This is a genomic window from Rudanella paleaurantiibacter, assembly GCF_009184635.1.
GTDB lineage: Bacteria > Bacteroidota > Bacteroidia > Cytophagales > Spirosomataceae > Rudanella > Rudanella paleaurantiibacter.
This window is the reverse complement of sequence record NZ_WELI01000003.1, coordinates 227,378-244,799: the sequence shown is the minus strand read 5'-3', so window position 1 is coordinate 244,799 and position 17,422 is coordinate 227,378. Positions and strand designations below refer to the sequence as shown.

13 protein-coding genes are annotated in these 17,422 nt (G+C 52.5%); 2 read left to right on the top strand and 11 right to left on the bottom strand.

Translation table 11 applies throughout. From position 1 onward, the window contains the following. Window positions 1–14: 14 nt before the first annotated feature. The 9 genes from F5984_RS09745 to F5984_RS09705 form a co-directional block, all read right to left on the bottom strand. Entirely contained in the window at window positions 15–3,083 is a 3,069-nt protein-coding gene (locus F5984_RS09745) for a hypothetical protein (RefSeq protein ID WP_152124073.1), read from the bottom strand. A 23-nt stretch (window positions 3,084–3,106) separates the two neighbouring features. After that, window positions 3,107–3,394 carry a hypothetical protein gene (locus F5984_RS09740; RefSeq protein ID WP_185155472.1) on the bottom strand — a complete coding sequence of 96 codons (288 nt, stop codon included), beginning with the start codon at window positions 3,392–3,394 and terminating at the stop codon, window positions 3,107–3,109. 3 nt (window positions 3,395–3,397) lie between these two features. Continuing rightward, a complete protein-coding gene (locus F5984_RS09735; protein WP_152124072.1) occupies window positions 3,398–3,901 on the bottom strand; it encodes a helix-turn-helix domain-containing protein in 504 nt (167 codons plus the stop codon). Window positions 3,902–4,109: 208 nt separating this feature from the next. Then, on the bottom strand, window positions 4,110–5,483 hold the full coding sequence (locus F5984_RS09730; RefSeq protein ID WP_185155471.1) for a DUF6371 domain-containing protein: 1,374 nt from the start codon (window positions 5,481–5,483) through the stop codon (window positions 4,110–4,112). 116 nt (window positions 5,484–5,599) lie between these two features. Beyond that, window positions 5,600–7,078, bottom strand: coding sequence for a DNA primase family protein (locus F5984_RS09725; RefSeq protein WP_152124071.1), 1,479 nt, complete (start codon window positions 7,076–7,078; stop codon window positions 5,600–5,602). A 33-nt stretch (window positions 7,079–7,111) separates the two neighbouring features. Next, window positions 7,112–7,348, bottom strand: coding sequence for a hypothetical protein (locus tag F5984_RS09720; RefSeq protein WP_152124070.1), 237 nt, complete (start codon window positions 7,346–7,348; stop codon window positions 7,112–7,114). Further along, window positions 7,345–7,635 (bottom strand): helix-turn-helix domain-containing protein, encoded by a 291-nt coding sequence (locus F5984_RS09715; protein ID WP_152124069.1) that lies wholly within the window; start codon window positions 7,633–7,635, stop codon window positions 7,345–7,347. The genes F5984_RS09720 and F5984_RS09715 overlap by 4 nt, the downstream gene beginning before the upstream one ends. 73 nt (window positions 7,636–7,708) lie before the next feature. Then, complete coding sequence (locus F5984_RS09710) at window positions 7,709–8,542, bottom strand: hypothetical protein (RefSeq protein ID WP_152124068.1); 834 nt, start codon at window positions 8,540–8,542, stop codon at window positions 7,709–7,711. Window positions 8,543–8,557: 15 nt separating this feature from the next. Next, window positions 8,558–9,868: a site-specific integrase gene (locus tag F5984_RS09705; protein ID WP_152124067.1), complete on the bottom strand. Its 1,311-nt coding sequence runs from the start codon at window positions 9,866–9,868 to the stop codon at window positions 8,558–8,560. Between the two features lie 419 nt (window positions 9,869–10,287). On the opposite strand from F5984_RS09705, the gene F5984_RS09700 reads away from it, so the two are divergent. After that, window positions 10,288–11,052 (top strand): SDR family NAD(P)-dependent oxidoreductase, encoded by a 765-nt coding sequence (locus tag F5984_RS09700; protein WP_152124066.1) that lies wholly within the window; start codon window positions 10,288–10,290, stop codon window positions 11,050–11,052. Between the two features lie 140 nt (window positions 11,053–11,192). On the opposite strand, the gene F5984_RS09695 is transcribed toward F5984_RS09700, so the two are convergent. After that, window positions 11,193–12,206, bottom strand: coding sequence for a nucleoside hydrolase (locus F5984_RS09695; protein ID WP_152124065.1), 1,014 nt, complete (start codon window positions 12,204–12,206; stop codon window positions 11,193–11,195). Between the two features lie 211 nt (window positions 12,207–12,417). Here F5984_RS09695 and F5984_RS09690 point away from each other — a divergent pair, with 211 nt between their 5' ends. After that, a complete protein-coding gene (locus F5984_RS09690) occupies window positions 12,418–16,254 on the top strand; it encodes a PVC-type heme-binding CxxCH protein (RefSeq protein WP_152124064.1) in 3,837 nt (1,278 codons plus the stop codon). 134 nt (window positions 16,255–16,388) lie between these two features. On the opposite strand, the gene F5984_RS09685 is transcribed toward F5984_RS09690, so the two are convergent. Next, on the bottom strand, window positions 16,389–17,342 hold the full coding sequence (locus F5984_RS09685) for a polysaccharide deacetylase family protein (protein ID WP_246168893.1): 954 nt from the start codon (window positions 17,340–17,342) through the stop codon (window positions 16,389–16,391). Between the last annotated feature and the right edge of the window lie 80 nt (window positions 17,343–17,422).

Genomic DNA, 17,422 nt, shown 5'->3' with positions numbered 1-17,422 from the left:
TTTGGGGCTACGGTTTACACGTCGTTACTGTCTCGAATAGCCGTCACCTTCTTCTGTCCCTTGTTTATGTCATCGACTGTTACCACGGGGTTCGGCATCCGTTCCAGGGCTCTGGCTACTCCCTGCTCAACCAGGGCGGCCAACTGCTCAGGGTTTGCACTCGGTGCCGGTGCCGGTGCAAGAAAGGTACTTGGATTGTAGGCCGGGGTATTTGGGTAGGCCTTACCTCCTCCGAGTTGATTCAGTAGGGAGTAGAGCGGGTAAAACATCTTTGTGCTTTCGGCATTGTTCACACTCTCCCCGTTACTGAGTCGGCTGTTGATGCTGTCCGAGGTGGCAGTGCCGGGGCCGCGTACATAGCCGCCCCGCCCGTCAGACAGATACACCCCGCCCCGTGCGAACTGCTGCGAGTCGATCAATACCTGCTGCGCCAAGCCCTGCGCCCCGGCAATGGCTGCGAGTATCGCACTGAACGGAGGGGGTGCGCCCGTGATCGCGACCGTCACGGCCTTCGCCGTATTGATGACGTTCTCAATACTGGCTATGCGTTGCCGCTTCTTGGCCGCATCCTTTTCGAGTTTCTCGCGTCGCTTCTGAAACGTTTCTTCGACCTTCGCCCGCAAGTCAGCGTTCAGACCAGCCGATTGCAGAGCCGCTTTCTGTTGTTTGTCGAGCACGGCCGTACGCCTTGCTATCGACGCTTCGATCAGAGTTGTAGCTACCTGTGTCGCACGGGCTGCTGACTCAATCGTGTTAGCAGCAACGCTTTCGTTGAAGGCATCGACCGCTTCCTCTTCCTGCTCACGGTACTTTGCCTTGATCGCTTCTTTTTGCTCTTCGGTGAGTTTCAGGTTGTCAAGTTCAGCCTTCATCTGCAAGGCAAGCTGTTCCTTCTTTAGCTTCAATTCCTCAACCGTACCTTTCTTGACCGACGCCAAGCGGATGTCGAGCAGCGCCTGCGTCTGCGTACGTTCGTCTTCGCGTAGCTGCTTGTACACCTCACGACGTTCTGCCAAGGCTTTCGCCTGAATTGCGTTCATGCGTACGAGTCGTTCTTCTTCGCTTATTTCCGCAATCTCAAGCAGTTCAAGTTGCGTCTTTTCTTCGAGGTCGATTCGACGTTCAGCTAAGATGCGGTCGTTGTCGATAGACGTTTTGTTCAGGTCGATTTCGGTCTGAATGCGAAGCTGCCCAAGTTCAGCAACGCGCTCGATCTCACCCCGAGCGAATGCCGCCCGTGCGTCGTCAATTTGACGCTGCGTCTGCAAGACAATAGCGGCCCGTGCCTGCTCGTATTCGGCATCTTTCCGGTACTGCTTACGGGCTTCTACCTCCCTTTGCTGGCCTTGTATGCGGAGGGATTGAACAATCAGTTCCAACTCCTCTTTACTGCCTCTACGGGCCAACGTTAACGACGCTGCAACCTCGGCCGCTTTCAATTCTAATTCCTGCTGTTGCATATCCACGGCATAGTCTAACCGTAGTTTCAGAATTTCCGCGTTCGTTTTGGCTTCAATCGCTTTGCGGAGGTCGCTGCTTTTCTTGAGTCCAAAGGCTTCCTGCTGGCCTTGCTTGAGAATTAGGGCTTCTTCCAGCTTTAGCGTCTCCTCGCCCAACATCTGCGCCCGTTCGAGTCGTAGCTGTGCGATTTGCACGGCCGTTGCCAGTTGGTTCTCTGCTTGCTCTTTCGACTTGTCGGCCCCTTCCTGCCGTAGGGCGTTATCTTCTTTAACCAGGTCCATCGACTTCAACCGTAGTTCGGTCTCTTTCTCGATAGCTTGCACGGCAGCGTCGCGGAACCGTTGCCGCTGATCCTCTGCAACGCCTAAGGTTTCAATTTCCCGGCTAAAGTCAGCGTTGGACTTTTTACGCAACCGTTCCCGTTCGGCTTCTGTAACGCGCAACGTGCCTATAATGGCCTCCCGTTCGACGTTGGCTTTGGCTCTGAGCAAGTCAATGTCGGCTTTTACCGCGTTGCTCTGAATCTTAAACGCTCGCTGCAAGGCTTCGCGTCGGGTGGCTATGCCCAGCGTGGTATCTTCGGCCCGTTTCAGTGCAAACTCAGCTTCTCGGTTTGCTTCGGCACTGGCTACCATTTGCGCCCGCTGCGCCTTTTCCAGTTCCTTTATACGCTTCTCGTAGATTGCGGCCGCTTTGGCAGCGGACAACATCGCTGATCCGACTCCGCTTAACTCTTTGCGGGCTCCACCTAAGCGGGTGGTAAAGTCTTTGATGCTGGTAATGTTCCCGGTAAACAAGTCGGTCAGCAATTCGCCAATGGGTGCCAGGGCGCGAACGAAAACATCAAAGGCAGCAGATAGCCCGCTTATTACCTGCTTCAACATCAGGGCTCCTTTCTCGGTCTTGGTGAAGAATGAAACCAATCCAGCCAGGGCGGTAATGAGTAAGCCAATGCCCAGAGCGTTCAATGACAATCCGAAAGCAATGCTTGATTTCTTCGCCCCTTCAAACCCTGCGGCCGTACCCTTCAACCCTGCAATCTGTTCGCGCAAACCTTCCCGGCTTGCTCTCAGCCCTTCAACGGTTTGCGTGAGCGTGTCTTTCACGTCTAAGAGCGTACTGATAAAGGGCGAATGGCTGCGGGCGGCTTCGCGCATCCCATCGGTATAGTTGCCGACGTTGCGTCGACTGTCACCATAGGCTTTTTCGAGGGCTTTCAGCTTTGCAATCTGCTCAGTAAGTTGCTTTTGCATCTCGGCCCCAGCGTCAGTTGCGTCACGCTCCTCAGCACTCAGTTCGGCATACTGCGCGGTCAGTAAAGAAAGGTTCGCCCGTAGCTGAGTAATAGACCCTGCTGCTGATTTTTGGGCCTTCTGTTGCAGGTCAAGGGTACGGGTATGGCCTTGCAGTTCCGTCTTGGCGGATTTGGTGCGCTTCTCAATCTCTTCGAGTTGGTCAGCATACGCTTTGCCCGTCACAACGCCCGATTTGTTGAGGGTATCAAGGTTTTTCTTTTGCTGTTTGAGGGCTTCTATCTGTTGCTTGAGCACCTTAACGCGCTCTTCCAGATTGTTCTCTTCCAGCTTCACTTCAAATATCAAGCTATCATCGTTCTCTTCCATTGCAGTATTGGTTTGGTTGTGGTTTACTCGGTAAAGGCTGGGTAATCCAACGTTGCAGTAAGCCAATGGGGCTTATCTCTGGCTTCTACATGCACATCCGTCTTTTGCTCCCGTTGCTTCGGTATTACGTATTCTAAGAATCGTTGGTAGGCCGCAACGCGGTCTTTGGGTTCCAGTTCGGCAAGGTCTGCCACGATGTTGTCAAACTGCCCTTCTACCAGTTCAGCAATACGCTCTTTCAGTTTCGCGTCAATCTTGTTTCCTATTCCGGCTTTGCGCCCTCCGGTTTTTGTTCTGCCTTTTTGAAACATGGTCTATTCTGTTTTAGAATTGTTAGAATGGTCGCCATCTAAGTTGAGGGTAACGCTGATTTCGCCCGATAGCTGCACGTCCTGCTTATCCCGCCAAAGCTTTGGCTGTCGATTCTTGAGCCAATTGAGGGCGGCACCGGGGTCAGGCAGCACGTGCACGGTAATCGGGTGCCGTTGAACCTCTGAAACCCCATCCCCTACGGAGACGGTCAGCAACTTCTCGGAGGGGTATTCGTAGCCTACGGCTCGTATGTACAATGCCGCTGCTACTTTGGCATCCGCTAAGATTTTACCCCCCTGTACTGCGTCCGAAAATTCAGGGTTGTTCTTCTTCCAAAGGCTGAATGTTGAACGGGCAACGCCTAAAACATCGGCCATCGCTTCATCTGTCAGGCCCAGCAAGGCCATTTTGTGAGCCCGCTCTGTAAACTCAGGCATAAACTTGGAGGGTCGGCCGGCATGGCCTTCGGTTGTGGTAGCCACTACGGCTTTGGTCTGCTTTTTCATTGGTTTTGATTGGTTTCTTTGTGTGCTTTGCTCTGTTGCTGGTTTAGGATTCGTCGGGCCTTTCGTATCAGTCGCTCTATCTCTCGGCCAACTTCTGACCCTTCCCCGTTCTCGAAGCCTACCCAGGTCCAACCGTCTGTTTTCGCTCGTTTGTCCAGCACTCGCACGACTTCGGCAGCCAGGCCAGTCAGTTGTTGCTCGGGTGGTTTCATGGCTGCGTGTGCGTATTGTGGTGCCATTGGTGGAACTCAGGTGAACCGTAGGCAATGGGCCGGATTATCGGGGCGGCATCGGCTGGGGCGGGGGCGTCCCATTCGGGCGGGTAGTCGCTGGTGAAGTCGACGGTAAGCCGCTCAATACGGCTTTGGTCAAACGTTACGAGTTGCCCGGGGCTCCAATCAGAAAGGGCGGTAATTGTGTTGGATTCGGATAGCAGGTAGTCCGCCATATCTAACCCCTTTTCCCTTTCTTCGTCGGTCGCTAACTGTTCCAGTATATCAGATACGCTCACGTCAAAACCTGCGGCTTGTAGCTGGTCTGCAATAGAAAGCCAACCTTTCACGGTTCGCCCTTGAGCATTCTTTGTATCGTGGTAAGCATTCAAGTCAGGGAAAAGCCGAATCTTGCGACCTCGTAAGGCTTCCAACCGTTCAGGTTTCAGGTACGACTTTCCGCCAACGGCCAACCAGATAAATTCCGGTAGGTAGTAGCTACAGATAATAGCTGTTTTCGGGCCCTCTACAATGGCTATTGGTGCATCAATTGGCGCTCTGTGCAGTTGAGGTAAGCCAAAAACAACAGGCCACGTCTCAGCATCTTCCGGGATTTTTGCCAACCATTCGGGCGGGGTCTCACCTTTATACTTTCTTGCCAGGGCGTGCCGAACGGATGTAATGCAGGCTCTTCGCTCTCCTTCCTTGTTGGTGTACTTAACCTTATGGCCCGTTTGGTCATAGAGTGCTATTTGTCCTCCTCTAACGCGGTTTTGCTCATCAACCAACCAGAATACACAAGCCCCTTTAAAGTACGTCGAGGTGCCAACTTTGAATCGCTGCAATAGGGTGGTAGCAATCTCAGTCCCGAAGTGACATACTAAGAAGCGGGCAAACTCATTGTGTTCATAACGGCCTAGTGACTGGTGTAAGACCTCATCCGGCAGCACATGAACCGGGGCGGGCTGTGTAGGTTGTGTAGGATATGCAGGCCGTAAAAAGATATAGTTTTTTACTCGCTCGGCCTGTTCCAGTGTTGCTCCCTCCATTTGGATAAGGGTAGTAACAACACCTTCGGGGGTAGTACCTGCCTTCTTCCATTTGGCAGCCATTTTAAACCATTCTTTCGGGATAGGCGGGCCTTTTTGCTCATCAACAAAGCTTAAACCGGATGACCCTTTGTGATAAGGACTAAGAAAGTAGCCGCAATTACTTTCCCGGTCGCATCGGCCGAACGGTAAGGGTAATACGTCACCTGTTGTCCGATCTACATATTGGCTGAGGGTCTTACGGTGTCGGGGGCTACACTGCGGGCAGTCGATTTTTATTGCCTTCTTGGGTAGCTGGTATCGGGGTTGGCATGTAGTCATAAAAAAAGGTTTGTTTGGGCCTACATATCCTACATTTCCTACATAGGCAGCACGAATCACTATAGGCGTTCATGTAGGCTATGTAGGATATGTAGGCGGGAAAACATCTTTTATTTTTAGGGCAAATCGGGCCTTCGTACATAGGCCACATAGCCTATAGTTTTCCGTTCGGTGGTAACACCGTTGGCATTTAGTCGCTTCTGAAAGTTTCGGTTATTGACGGCCTTATACCCATCTTCAATGCAATAGGCTCTGTAGTCTCGATACAGGTCTTTGAGGGGTGTAAAGCTGTCAGAGGATTGATAGCTGTTGTCATCCAAGAAAAGACGCACGGTGTCAGACTGCTTTTTGTAGCTCTCCAACTGCTCCCGAACGGCTTCGGAGTCGGTAAAACGGCCCTGCTCCAATAGTCGACGCAAGCCAGTTAAAACCCAATTGAATACGCCTGACAGTTCAGTATCAATGATCTTTCGGGCTAACTGCTTATCCTGATCCTGTTCGGGAATCGTCTGTTTGAACGGCACAATCAGAAAGCGCCTGAAGTACGCCGGGGTATGCTCCACATCGGCCGGTAATTCATTACAGTTGAAAATGAGTTTGGCGTAATTGGTCAGGATAAACGGTTGACCGTACGGTAACCGGGCCTCTACTGGTTCGCCGGAAACCAGCTGTTTGAACGTGTCCGCTTCCAGCTTGCCATTTATCTCGCTGGCATAGTTTACCAGTTTGGTAGCCAGGTGCGCCCGACAATATGCAGGCTCATTGGTGAGGGATTGCAACGAGTAGTGGCTGACGTTGTCATTCCCCAACAAGGCGGTTACTATTTCAAAAAAGACGCTCTTGCCGTTTGCACCGGTGCCATACAGGAGTAGCGTTTTCTCTAACTTAAGCTTGGCCGGATTGATGAACACATAGCCCAGGTATTCAGCCAATATGTGCTGACAATCTATGTCGGGTAGCACTCGGTTAAGGTACGCCTGAAACTTTGGTGCTGTGGCTTTGGGATCATACCCAAACGGTAATTGGTGGGTCAGAAAGTCAGCAGCACTAGGGGTGCGTAATTCCTGTTTGTCGGTACCAATGGCAAACGTGCCGTTGCTGAGGTTAACCATCACCGTAAAGCGGTCGGCTTCGGGTGAAGGCAAGTAGGCCGTTTCGTTGAACTGTTTGAAGAGTTGTTCGGCATACTCGAAGTGCCGGGCCTGAAACCGATCTACCCCCATTCGTTCGGCCGCTTGCTTGAGAAAGTTCTTTAGGTCGTCTTTGTCTAAGGGCTTCCAGTACGCTCCATTGAATGAATAAAAGAACCCATCACGGCGGCAAAGCCCCCACTTGTTGCGTTCAGCCAGGCTTAGAACTTCCTCTACGGCAATAACCAGATAGTGGGCTTTCTTAAGCTTTGCTTCCTCATCATCGGGGGCAAAACCAGCACGCTCTCTGAAATCAATCTTCCCGATCTGGTCGAGTAGGTTTTTGATCATTTGTGCGTGCGATAGGCAGACAAAGGCAGTTGCTTTCAGGTGTTTGGCATCGCCTGCAACGGCCTGTTTGATCTTCTGGGAAGAAGAACGTAAATTGCTTACGTTGTCAGTCATAACAAAAGAGTTTGGGGTGAGTAGCGGAGGGGGCTACTTGCCCCTTTTCTTTGTGTGCCGAATGGGAGATAGAGCGGGCCGGATCAGTGGTTTGACGTTGGCGTACTCAGGATAAAGTGAAGCAGAGCGTTCCAGTACAGAGCGGGCAAAGTCACGGTCTGAGTTGGTGGTTTGATCGTTGGCAACTCGGTAAAGTAGTTGCATCAGTTCGACCGTTTCGATTGCAGACAGTTGTAGGCCGTTGCCGTTGCGGAGGGGGATTTTGTTCATGCCGCTTGCCCTCCTTTCTTAGTGGCTGCAGCAATGACTTCTGATCGCAAGTAACGTACTTGGTTGCCGATTGTGTGTTTTTTGAGAATGCCCGGCTTGGGCTTACTCCACTGCCAGACCGTAACTTTACTAACCTTCAAAAGTTGGGCGGTCTCTTCGGGTGTAAGAAGTTCGTCGGAATCTGTCTGTGCCTGTACTTTATGTGCGGGCGTTGCTCGGCGTAACTCTTGTAATACTTGTTCAATAGCACCTAAACGGCGATCAATCAATTCAAACGGATTTGCCATTGCCTTCTTGCATTTGGTTCGTGCTGGCAATGTTCGGGCATGGCAAGTAGTGTAACTGGTTGCAACCAGTTGACTATTTTTTATTATTGATTAAGGCTTGTTGTAACTCCCTGTTATACTTGAGTTTAGACATCTCGGAAATAAGAGACTCTATCTTTCGGTAATTCTCTACTGTCTTCTTACCTTTCGCCGTTCTTGTTAGTTCAGAGGAAAGATCATCGTAATATTCTTGTAATTTTTGCCCACTAGTTTGGCCATACCTGCGGGCTATATCATCAGCATTATTTTTATTGATTGTTCGACCCTCTAGGTGATATAGAATTGCTATTTGTGCGTGAGTGAGCTTAGTGTCTTCTGTTTGGGCTTGTACAAATTCTTTGCTTTCTGTACCAACCGAAGTGTAGCAGCCGCTTGCAACTAATTTTTCTAATTGAGAAATGCCCTTACGGATGGTGGGTAAAATTATCTTTTCTACAAGTCGGTCAAACCTAATATCACGGGCAACATTTCTCAAGCTAATTGTGCCATCTGTTCGTTGTATAAAACCTCCTGAGATGATGGGCCTACCTGCTTCGCTTTCAAAGTATGCCAATAACTCTTGAAGGTAAGAAAGTGCCGTTTGGGGCTCTTGACTTTCCATCACGGCTTTGTACGTTTCATTCGTAATTTTGAAAATTTCCTCAAGCCTTTCCTGAATGTGTTGTTTTTTCTTTAATCGGTGATTAAGGGTTTGTTCTTGAAAGGCGTTGAAGGGAGCATTGTCATTATATTCATATTCTCCGGTAGAAACCTCTATCCACTCTTTTTGGAATTCTACAAATTGCTGAAAATCCGTAGAAGTATACCGAACCCCTTCAGCAAAAAGGCTCTTAATGTTCTCAAAAGTTTTGGTTTTCAACAGAGACATGAGTGAGGTATGGGTTTAGATGGCTTTCAATGATTCAACGGCTTTGCGCTGATTCTGCCAATGCAGAGCCATTACTTTAGCGTGTTGTTCCCGGTCAAGTTTTATATACTTCATGAAGGCCTTCTCGGTGCGGTGTCCGGTAATCTGCATAATGGTCAGAGCCGGAATGCCCAATAGATACATATTTGTAGCAAACGAACGTCGGGCAGTGTGCGTACTAACTAGTTGCCATTTTTCGACTGACTTAATTACGCGTTTGCCTCCTTTTGTTTGGGCCTTGCTTTCGATGGTATTAATGCCGGACAGTTGACACACTTCTTTCAGATAGTCATTCATCTTCTGGTTGGAGATGCTACGGGGCAAGATGCCATTATATTTTTCCAGCATCTGCGTAACAACCTCATGGCAAGGAATGACAACTTTGTCGGCTGTCTTTTGCTGCTCGATACGGATAAGCCCATCTTTGATGTACTCTGGCCGTAAGTTGGTTAGATCAGAAAACCGTAAGCCTGTGTAACAGCCTACAACGAAGAGGTCTCTGACTCGTTCTAAACGATCTTGCTTGGAAAGGTCGAGGGCAAGCAGTTGCTCAATTTCGGTTTCACTTAAAAAAACGGCGTCAGCATTCTCATTAACTACTTTAAAGCCTCTGCTTCGGTAGTCTTGCTTTACATTTATCCCCTTCGCAGATGCTTCGTTCAGGAACGTTTTCAACATCTGAATGTACTTGCCGACGTTGTTAACGGTGTAACCTTTGGTAAAGGTCAGCCAAGTAGTGAAGTCTTCGTAGAAATCAAGATCAATCGTGTCAAAGTCCACCTTGCGCCGGTACGATTTAGCAAACTCTTGAAGGCCGTTCAAAGCAGTTTTGTAACGCTGAATAGTCCGATATTCTACATTCTTACCTGTGTCTGGATTGATACGCTTGGGGGCACGGTTAATAAAATCAGCGATGAAAGTAAATAGTGCTGGCTCCGTTGACTGAGGTTGTACTGTTTCAACGATAGGGTTAAGGTAAGCGCTGATACGCGCCCTAACGTTCTCCTTCGTCAGTGCAGAAAGGTTCGCTTTTAGTTCTGTAATTATGCTTGATATAGCATCTTCTGTGTTCTCAAGGTATCGGTTAATTTGCTCTTTGTCGATAGCGTCGACAACATTCTTTACTCGGCTTTTTCTTATGTCCCAATGAGAGGGCAAAACCTTAAACCCAGTGCCAACATTTATGCGTTGGTTGTTGAAGCGGACAGCGCAAATGATAGGCGTAGGTTTCCTGGCCTTGGGATCTCGAAGAAGGTAAGTAACAGGGCTGTTTGAGGTGCGGGCCATAGGTCGTTTAGCAAATATTCCGTACACCAAATATAACCTTGTGTACGGTTTTGTGTACGGAATAGGTTAATTTATTTTATTCCTACTTAGCTTGCCCAAACAAGGCGAGAGACGAAAAAGTGCTAATAGGATTAACTATGGCTATTTATTGCCTTATTTGAATCTATGGTCAAAATGGAGAGATTAACAGGGTGTTAGTCCGGCTCCCGGTACAGAGAGTCCTCACAAAAAGCTTATAGCGAGCAATTTGTGAGGACTCTTGCTTTTAGGCCGAATCCCTCTGAAACGGCCCTTTTTCTCCGTCTATGTACCATTGGGTCAGAATTAGCCGAACGAATGATTAAAATCAGTCCGGGCATCCCCTTTTTACCTCTACTTTACGGTCGCTGAGTGGTTTTTGGTTTAAAAAAAACAAGCACATGAAAAAGCTCAAAGGAAAAGTAGCGGTCATCACCGGAGGGGCCGGGAGTATCGGTAAAATCACGGCAAAACTGTTTCTGGACGAGGGGGCCCGCGTTATGCTGGTCGATCTGAGTGAGGAAGCCCTCAAAAGTGCGGCCGACGAACTGGGTGGGTCAGAACAGGTAGCCTGGTGCGCGGCCGATGTGTCGCAGTCGGCCGATGTGCAGCAATATGTGAATCAGACGGTGGAGCGTTTCGGAAAAATAGACGTGTTTTTCAACAACGCAGGCATCGAGGGTGTAGTGAAACCGATTGAAGACTACCCCGAAGACGTGTTTGATAAAATAGTGGCTGTCAATATTAAGGGGGTTTGGTTGGGAGCCAAATACGTGTTGCCGCAAATGAACGACGGGGGCAGTATGATTATCACCTCGTCGGTGGCGGGTATCAACGGTAGCCCATTTGTAAGCGCCTACATCACCAGCAAGCACGCGAACGTGGGTATCATGCGGGCGGTGGCCGTGGAGGCTGCGCCCCGCAAGATCCGGGTCAACTCGGTGCACCCGTCGCCTGTAGACAACCGGATGATGCGTTCGCTGGAAGAAGGGTTTGCGCCCGGTCATGGAACCGAAGCCAAAAAGGGCCTCGAAGCCACTATCCCGCTGGGCCGTTACGCCCAACCCGAAGAAATCGGTCAGTTGGTGCTGTTTCTGGCGAGCGACGACAGCAAGTTTATCACCGGCACCATGCAGGTAATTGACGGGGGGCTGAGCGTGAAATAAGCCGTTTAGCGTTTATCGTTTTTGGTGTATAGTTGGGGCGCTCAATCGGGCTCGTCTCCAATTAGTGAAAGAGTGAATGAGCGATTGAGTAAAAGATTTTAAGCAAAAAATCACTCAATCGCTCATTCACTCTTTCGCAATTATTTCAGCAACGTCAGCTTTGCGAAGAAGTCGTTGAACATGAGTTGCGTATCAATACGGCTGTACACCCGAATGGTACGTCCTTTGGCGTTGTAGGCATATTCGCCCTGCGCGTTGATGAGCGGAGCTTGCCGAATCTCGTACTCGCTCGACGACGGGTCGGCCTCGAATGACGATTGCAGGGCCGTAAGCAACACCAGCGGACTGTCGCCCAGCACATACGTCTCCCCAATATTTACGTACCGCGTAATCCGAACCATCAGGGCTTCGAGCAGACCGCTCAGGTAAGCCCCGGTTTTGCCCTGCGGTTTCACCTGGAGCAGCAGTTGTGAATAGGGCAATAACGCTTGCCGGTATGTACTGCGGGGCACCTGCCAGATTGCCACCGACGAGCGATTGAATACCACCCGGGCCGCAGCAATATCAATATTCAGATTATACTCCGGGCTCGAATAATTAGGTGGTGGCAAAGCCATGCCAGCGTACTCCGGGCCGCCAATCCAGACAATCGTCAGCTTATCGGCAATCTGCGGGGCCGTTAGCAAGGCCGCAGCTGCTTCGGTAAGTCCGGCACCGCAAAGCAGGTACAAGGGTTGCTTCGTATCGGTACGGAGTGCTTCCCGAATAATCAGATTGACCGCTTCATTCCGAACGGGCGTACTGTCGTTGGGTAGGGCGGTGTCTGAGCCTGCCAACACCGGAATCGGCCGGGTCACGTTCATTACCTGCATCAGCTCGCGGGCTTTGGCAGCGGCATTTTGCGCCTGCCGGGTCGAGTTGTCGAACCCATCGCCCACACGCAGGTGCGAGCCAATAATGCCCCGAACATCCACTGAGGGCGAAGCCAGCAGATGCGCCAGGGCAAATAGCCCGTCGGGGTCTCCGCTGAAATCATTGTCCATGATAACCCGCATCCGGGGTGTCACGGCGGCTGGGTTGCCAATGGTTTGCCCCAAAACAGGCACAGACAGAAACAGGGCAAGTAAAAAGCGTAGGGGTTTAAGGAACGTCATAGTCAGATGGGGTAAACGACACCAAAGGTAACCGAAGTTTTGGCCTTCACCGGGGCGGATGCATAGGGAAAATATCTTTTCGGCTGGTGGATGGGTAAAGATGTCATCGCTTGCAGGCAGGTAAACGCGGGTGTGGGTTTAGACAGCACTGGCAAAACGTGGTAAAAAGAGAGATATGGTTCCTTTTGAAACCATACTGTCCTAAACCATCATGAAGTATTTCCTGCTGTTAACCAGCCTCGTTTGCTTAGGTCTGACGTACACTTGGCAAGCCCCGCCCGAGGGTCGGTCGGTGGCCCAAAAAGAACTGCTGATTCGGGAAGATAAAGCGGCTCAAACCTTTGCCGTGTACCGGGCGGGCGAGAAAACGCCCCTTGTTACCCAGCACGCCAAAGCCGATTTTCGGCCGTACCTACACCCTATTGCCGCCCCCGACGGTCAGGGTGTACTTACCGAATACAGCCCCGGTCATCACAAGCACCAAACGGGCTTGTATTGGGGCTTTACCCGCGTCAACGGGCGCGATTATTTCCACCATCCACAGGGCGATTACTGGCGTCGCGTATCGGCCCGAATTGTCGAAAGTCGGGGAACTACGGTGCGCTGGCAAACCGTCTACGACCTGCTCGATTCAACCGGCCGGGCGGTACTCACCGAAACCCAAAACTGGGCCATGCGTGAGCAGGATGGCAAGTTCTTTCTCGATCTGGAGTGGAACGGGGAGGCCCAAACCGACGTCACCATTGGCAAATACGACTATGGCGGGCTGTTTCTGCGAATGCCCTGGAAAGAGGGTATCCGGGGTGAGGTAATCAATGCCGCCCGGCAACGCAACGATAAAGCCGAGGGCCAGGCCGCGCCCTGGGTGGATGTGGGTATGCAGGTGGCCGGCCGCTCCGACCTGGCCCATATCGCTATTTTCGACCACCCGCAAAACAGGGGTTATCCCACGGTCTGGCGGGTCGATGGGCAGTTGGGCGTAGGGCCGGCGCGGGCGCGTAAGGCCGACTGGCATATCAAAAAAGGAAGCGTCGAGATTCTCAAGCATCAATTGGTTGTGTACACCGGTACGCTGAATGATGTGGAGCTGACCAAAACCTTCGGGCAGTTTACGGGCAATCAGTCTGATTACACCACGGCCGCTTTGTGGGGAATTGCGCAGAAAGAAGGCCGCGAAGCGAAATTTCTGAATGCTACCGAAGCTGTGGCGGCCATGACCGTGGCTCCCGGTTTTACGGTGAATGCCTGGGCGTCGGAACCGCTCATGACTCAACCAATGGCCTTTTGCTGGGACGACCGGGGGCGGCTCTGGATTGCCGAAAACCGTGATTACGAATCACGGGGGAAAGGATTTTCCAATGCGGGTGATAGCCGGATTCTGATTCTGGAAGATACCGACCGCGACGGCGTGGCCGATAGCCGCAAGGTATTCATGGAGGGTATTGCGTTTCCGGCGGCTATTGCGGTAGGCTTTGGTACCAAGGGTACGCCCGGTGTGTTTGTGGGTGCCCCGCCCAACCTGCTGTTTGTGCCTGATAAGAACGGCGACGACAAGGCCGATATGGACGATATTGAGGTGCGACTCACGGGCTGGGGTATCCGCGACCGGCACGAAACCCTCAATAGTTTGCACTGGGGGCCCGATGGCTGGCTGTACGGCTGTCAGGGCTTTGCAACGCCCTCAAAAGTGCGTAAACCATCGCGGGCCGAGGGGCGTCTGTATAAGCATAAAGACCCGTTCCCGGAGAATATTCTGCAAGGTGAGGGTGTCGACATTAACGGGGGCGTGTGGCGCTACCATCCCATCAAAGACCGGTTTGAGGTGGTGGCGCATGGCTTCAGCAACCCGTGGGGCATCGACTACGATGCCAAAGGACAGTTTTTTATCTCGGCCTGCGTGATTCCGCACCTCTGGCACGTGATTCCGGGCGGAATTTACCACCGGCAGGGGGGGCAGCACTTCAACCCGTATGTGTATAATGACATCAAAACCATTGCCGACCATAGCCACCGCTCGGCGCACGGTGGGGCACGGGTGTACCTGTCCGATGCCTTCCCGCCCGAGCACCGGGGGCGTATCTTTATGGCAAACATCCACGAACACGCGGTGCTTTCCGACGTGCTCGAACCCAAAGGATCGGGCTTTGCCGGGCATCATGGCGAGGATTTTCTGACGGCCAACAACGCCCAATGGGTGGGGTTTAGCATGGAAATTGGCCCCGAAGGCGGGTTGTATGTGCTCGACTGGCACGATGCCGACATTTGCGGGTCCGACGTGCTGAACACCGAAACCGGCCGTATTTTCCGAATCATGCCGACTCGCTCGCGGGCGCAGAACTGGCCCGGCCGGTACAGCGATTTGGGGCAGATGCCCGACGATCAGCTTGTGAACCTGCAAACCAGTCCGAGTGAGTGGCATGCCCGACGGGCGCGGGTGGTTCTGCAAGGCCGGGCGGCTGCGGGTCGGCTGGCTGCGGGTACGCATCGGGCTCTGCAAACGCTGTACACAGCGGCTACTACGCACCCCGACCATCGGCTACGGGCCATGTGGGCGCTGCACGTCACGGGGGGCCTGTCGACCGCTCAACTTACAACGGCTTTGGCCGATAAAGACCCGCACGTGCGGGCGTGGGCTATCCAATTGCTCTGCGAAGATGCCAGTCCGTCGGCCGAAGTGCTGAATCAGTTTGGCCGAATGGCCCGGCAAGACCCCTCGCCCGTGGTGCGGCTCTACCTGGCGTCGGCCCTGCAACGGCTGACCGGCGAGGCCCGTTGGACCATTGCCGAGGGGCTGCTGACCCACCGTGAAGATGCCACCGACCATAACCTGCCCAAAATGATTTGGTTCGGGCTCGAACCTCTGGTGAAAGAAAATACCCGTCGGGCACTGGAGTTGGCCACCCGGAGTCAGATTCCGATGGTGACCGGGTTTATTGCCCGCCGGGCCGTGGACGCCGACGCGACCGAGGCTCTGGTTGCTACACTGGGTAAACTGCCCAAAAACCGGATAAACCTGCTCGAAGGAATGCGCGATGCCGTGGAAGGACGCTCAGACCTGACGGCCCCGGCCAACTGGGAATCGGTGTACGCCCGTCTGAAAACCGACCCCGTGGCGGGTAAGCTGGCCACGCAAATTGCGGGTCAGTTTGGGGGTATCGAGATGGCCCGGAAGTCGATAGCGACGCTCAACAATGTCAAATTGCCCGTAGAAACGCGTCAGAAAGCCCTGCGGGCGCTGGCCCTTCAGCAACGCCCCGAATTACCTAAGCTCTTGCCGGGTTTACTGGCCGAACCGGGATTACGGATGGAGGCTATTCGGGCGGTGGCTGGGTACGACAACGAGAGCCTGGGCAAACTCCTGCTGGAGCGGTACGCGGGCTGGCCGGCGGCCGAAAAGGCTGAGGCTATCCAGACGTTGGCCTCGCGGCCGCGCTACGGCTGGATGCTCACGCAGGCCTTAGCCAAAAAGCAGATTGACAAGCGCGAGGTGCCCACGTACGTAGCTCGGCAGTTGCGCCGGGTGGTGGGTAGCGGATTTGTGGAGGTCTGGGGGCCAATTGACCATGTGACGCTCGACGAAAAAGCCTACGCCCGCTATCGGAGCCTACTCACCGACAAAGCCGTGTCGGCGGCCGATGCGGGCAAGGGGCGGCTTGTTTTTCAAAGTACCTGTGGCCCCTGCCATAAAATGTACGGCGAAGGGGGCGTCATTGGTCCCGAATTAACCGGCTCGAACCGGGCCAACGTCGATTATTTGCTCAGTAATATTCTGGACCCCAGCGCCGAAATTCAGGATGATTACAAAATGGTGGTTGTTACCACGCGCGATGGGCGTACCTATGTGGGTAATGTAGCCCGCGAAAACGAGCGTCAGTTGACGCTGCGTGTGGTTGGGCAGGAGGCTGTGGTGATCAACAAATCAGAGATTCAGGCGCGGGAGGTGAACCCGGTTTCGATGATGCCGACCGGCCTGTTGGAGCCTCTTTCTGAAGCCGAGGTGAAAAACTTAGTGGCGTTTCTGCGGACAAGTACGCCCGTGAAGAAGTAAGCGCATCGGGTGGTTTCGTCTCTTAGATATGTCATCTTTCTAAACAAGATGACATATCTAAAAAGCGAGACAGGCATCCAAAAACAAGCGATGACATCTTTCTAAACAAGATGTCATCGCTGTTTTGGGCATTCTTATCTAAAACTTGCCCGTATGTTGCCGTTGAGGGTTTTGGCTGACCAATAGCCGCCCGCAATAATCCGGCGGATGGTCATGAGCGGGTCAGTTGGGTTCATTTTCTTCTCCGCCAGTTGGTATGCCGTCAGGTAGCCACGTTTTTCAACTTCGGGCAGGGCTGCCTCGTTCCACAGTCCAAACGGATAGGCAAAGTGCCGAACGGGCTTGCCTGTGATTTCTTCGAGCTTCGCCTTGGGTTCTTCCAGCTGCGTTTTCCAGTCCTCGGCCGTGGTTAGCTTTTTCACGTTCTGGTGGTCCCAGGTGTGGGCACCAATGGTGTGGCCTTTGTCGGAGAGGTCCTTGAGCTGGCTTTTGTCCATATAATGCTGCTTGCCCCGCCGACCAATAGCCACGGTCATGATGTAGAATGACCCTTTGAAACCGTATTTGTTCAGAACTGGCAGAGCGTTGGTGTACTGTGTCAGGTCGCCATCGTCGAAGGTGAGCATCACTGGTTTTTCGGGCAGTTTGGCCCCTGTGGTCAGGTAAGCATACAGTTGGTCGGGCAGAATGGTATGATACCCGCTGTCGGCAAGCATTTTCATGTGCTGTTCAAACGTAGCCAGAGGTACAATGTAATCTTTGGCTGTTTTCGAGTCGGTGCCTTTCCAATCGCGAATCTGGTGATAGCACAGTACCGGCACCTGTTTGCGGCCAATAATGGTTGCGGCATCGGCTATTTTGCCTGCCGGAATCGCCGTTGGGTCGCCTGCACCGGCCGCGGCTGTGGTGTCTATCGCGGTGCCGTCGGTAGCAACGGTGTTGGCCGTAGCAGTGCCCGCTTCAGCTGGGCTTGTGGTGGTTTCGGTGGCGGTCGCATCGGCTGGCTTACCCGTCGAATTGCAGCTCATGAGTCCGCCGGAGAGTAAGGCAGCGGTCAGGGCCGACCAGAAAAGGGGAGAACGTTTCATTGTACAGGGGCAATACCGGGTTGGGCGAACGTGGTTGTTTCTAAACAGTGTATCAGTTGTTTCGCAAACAAGACGCCCGA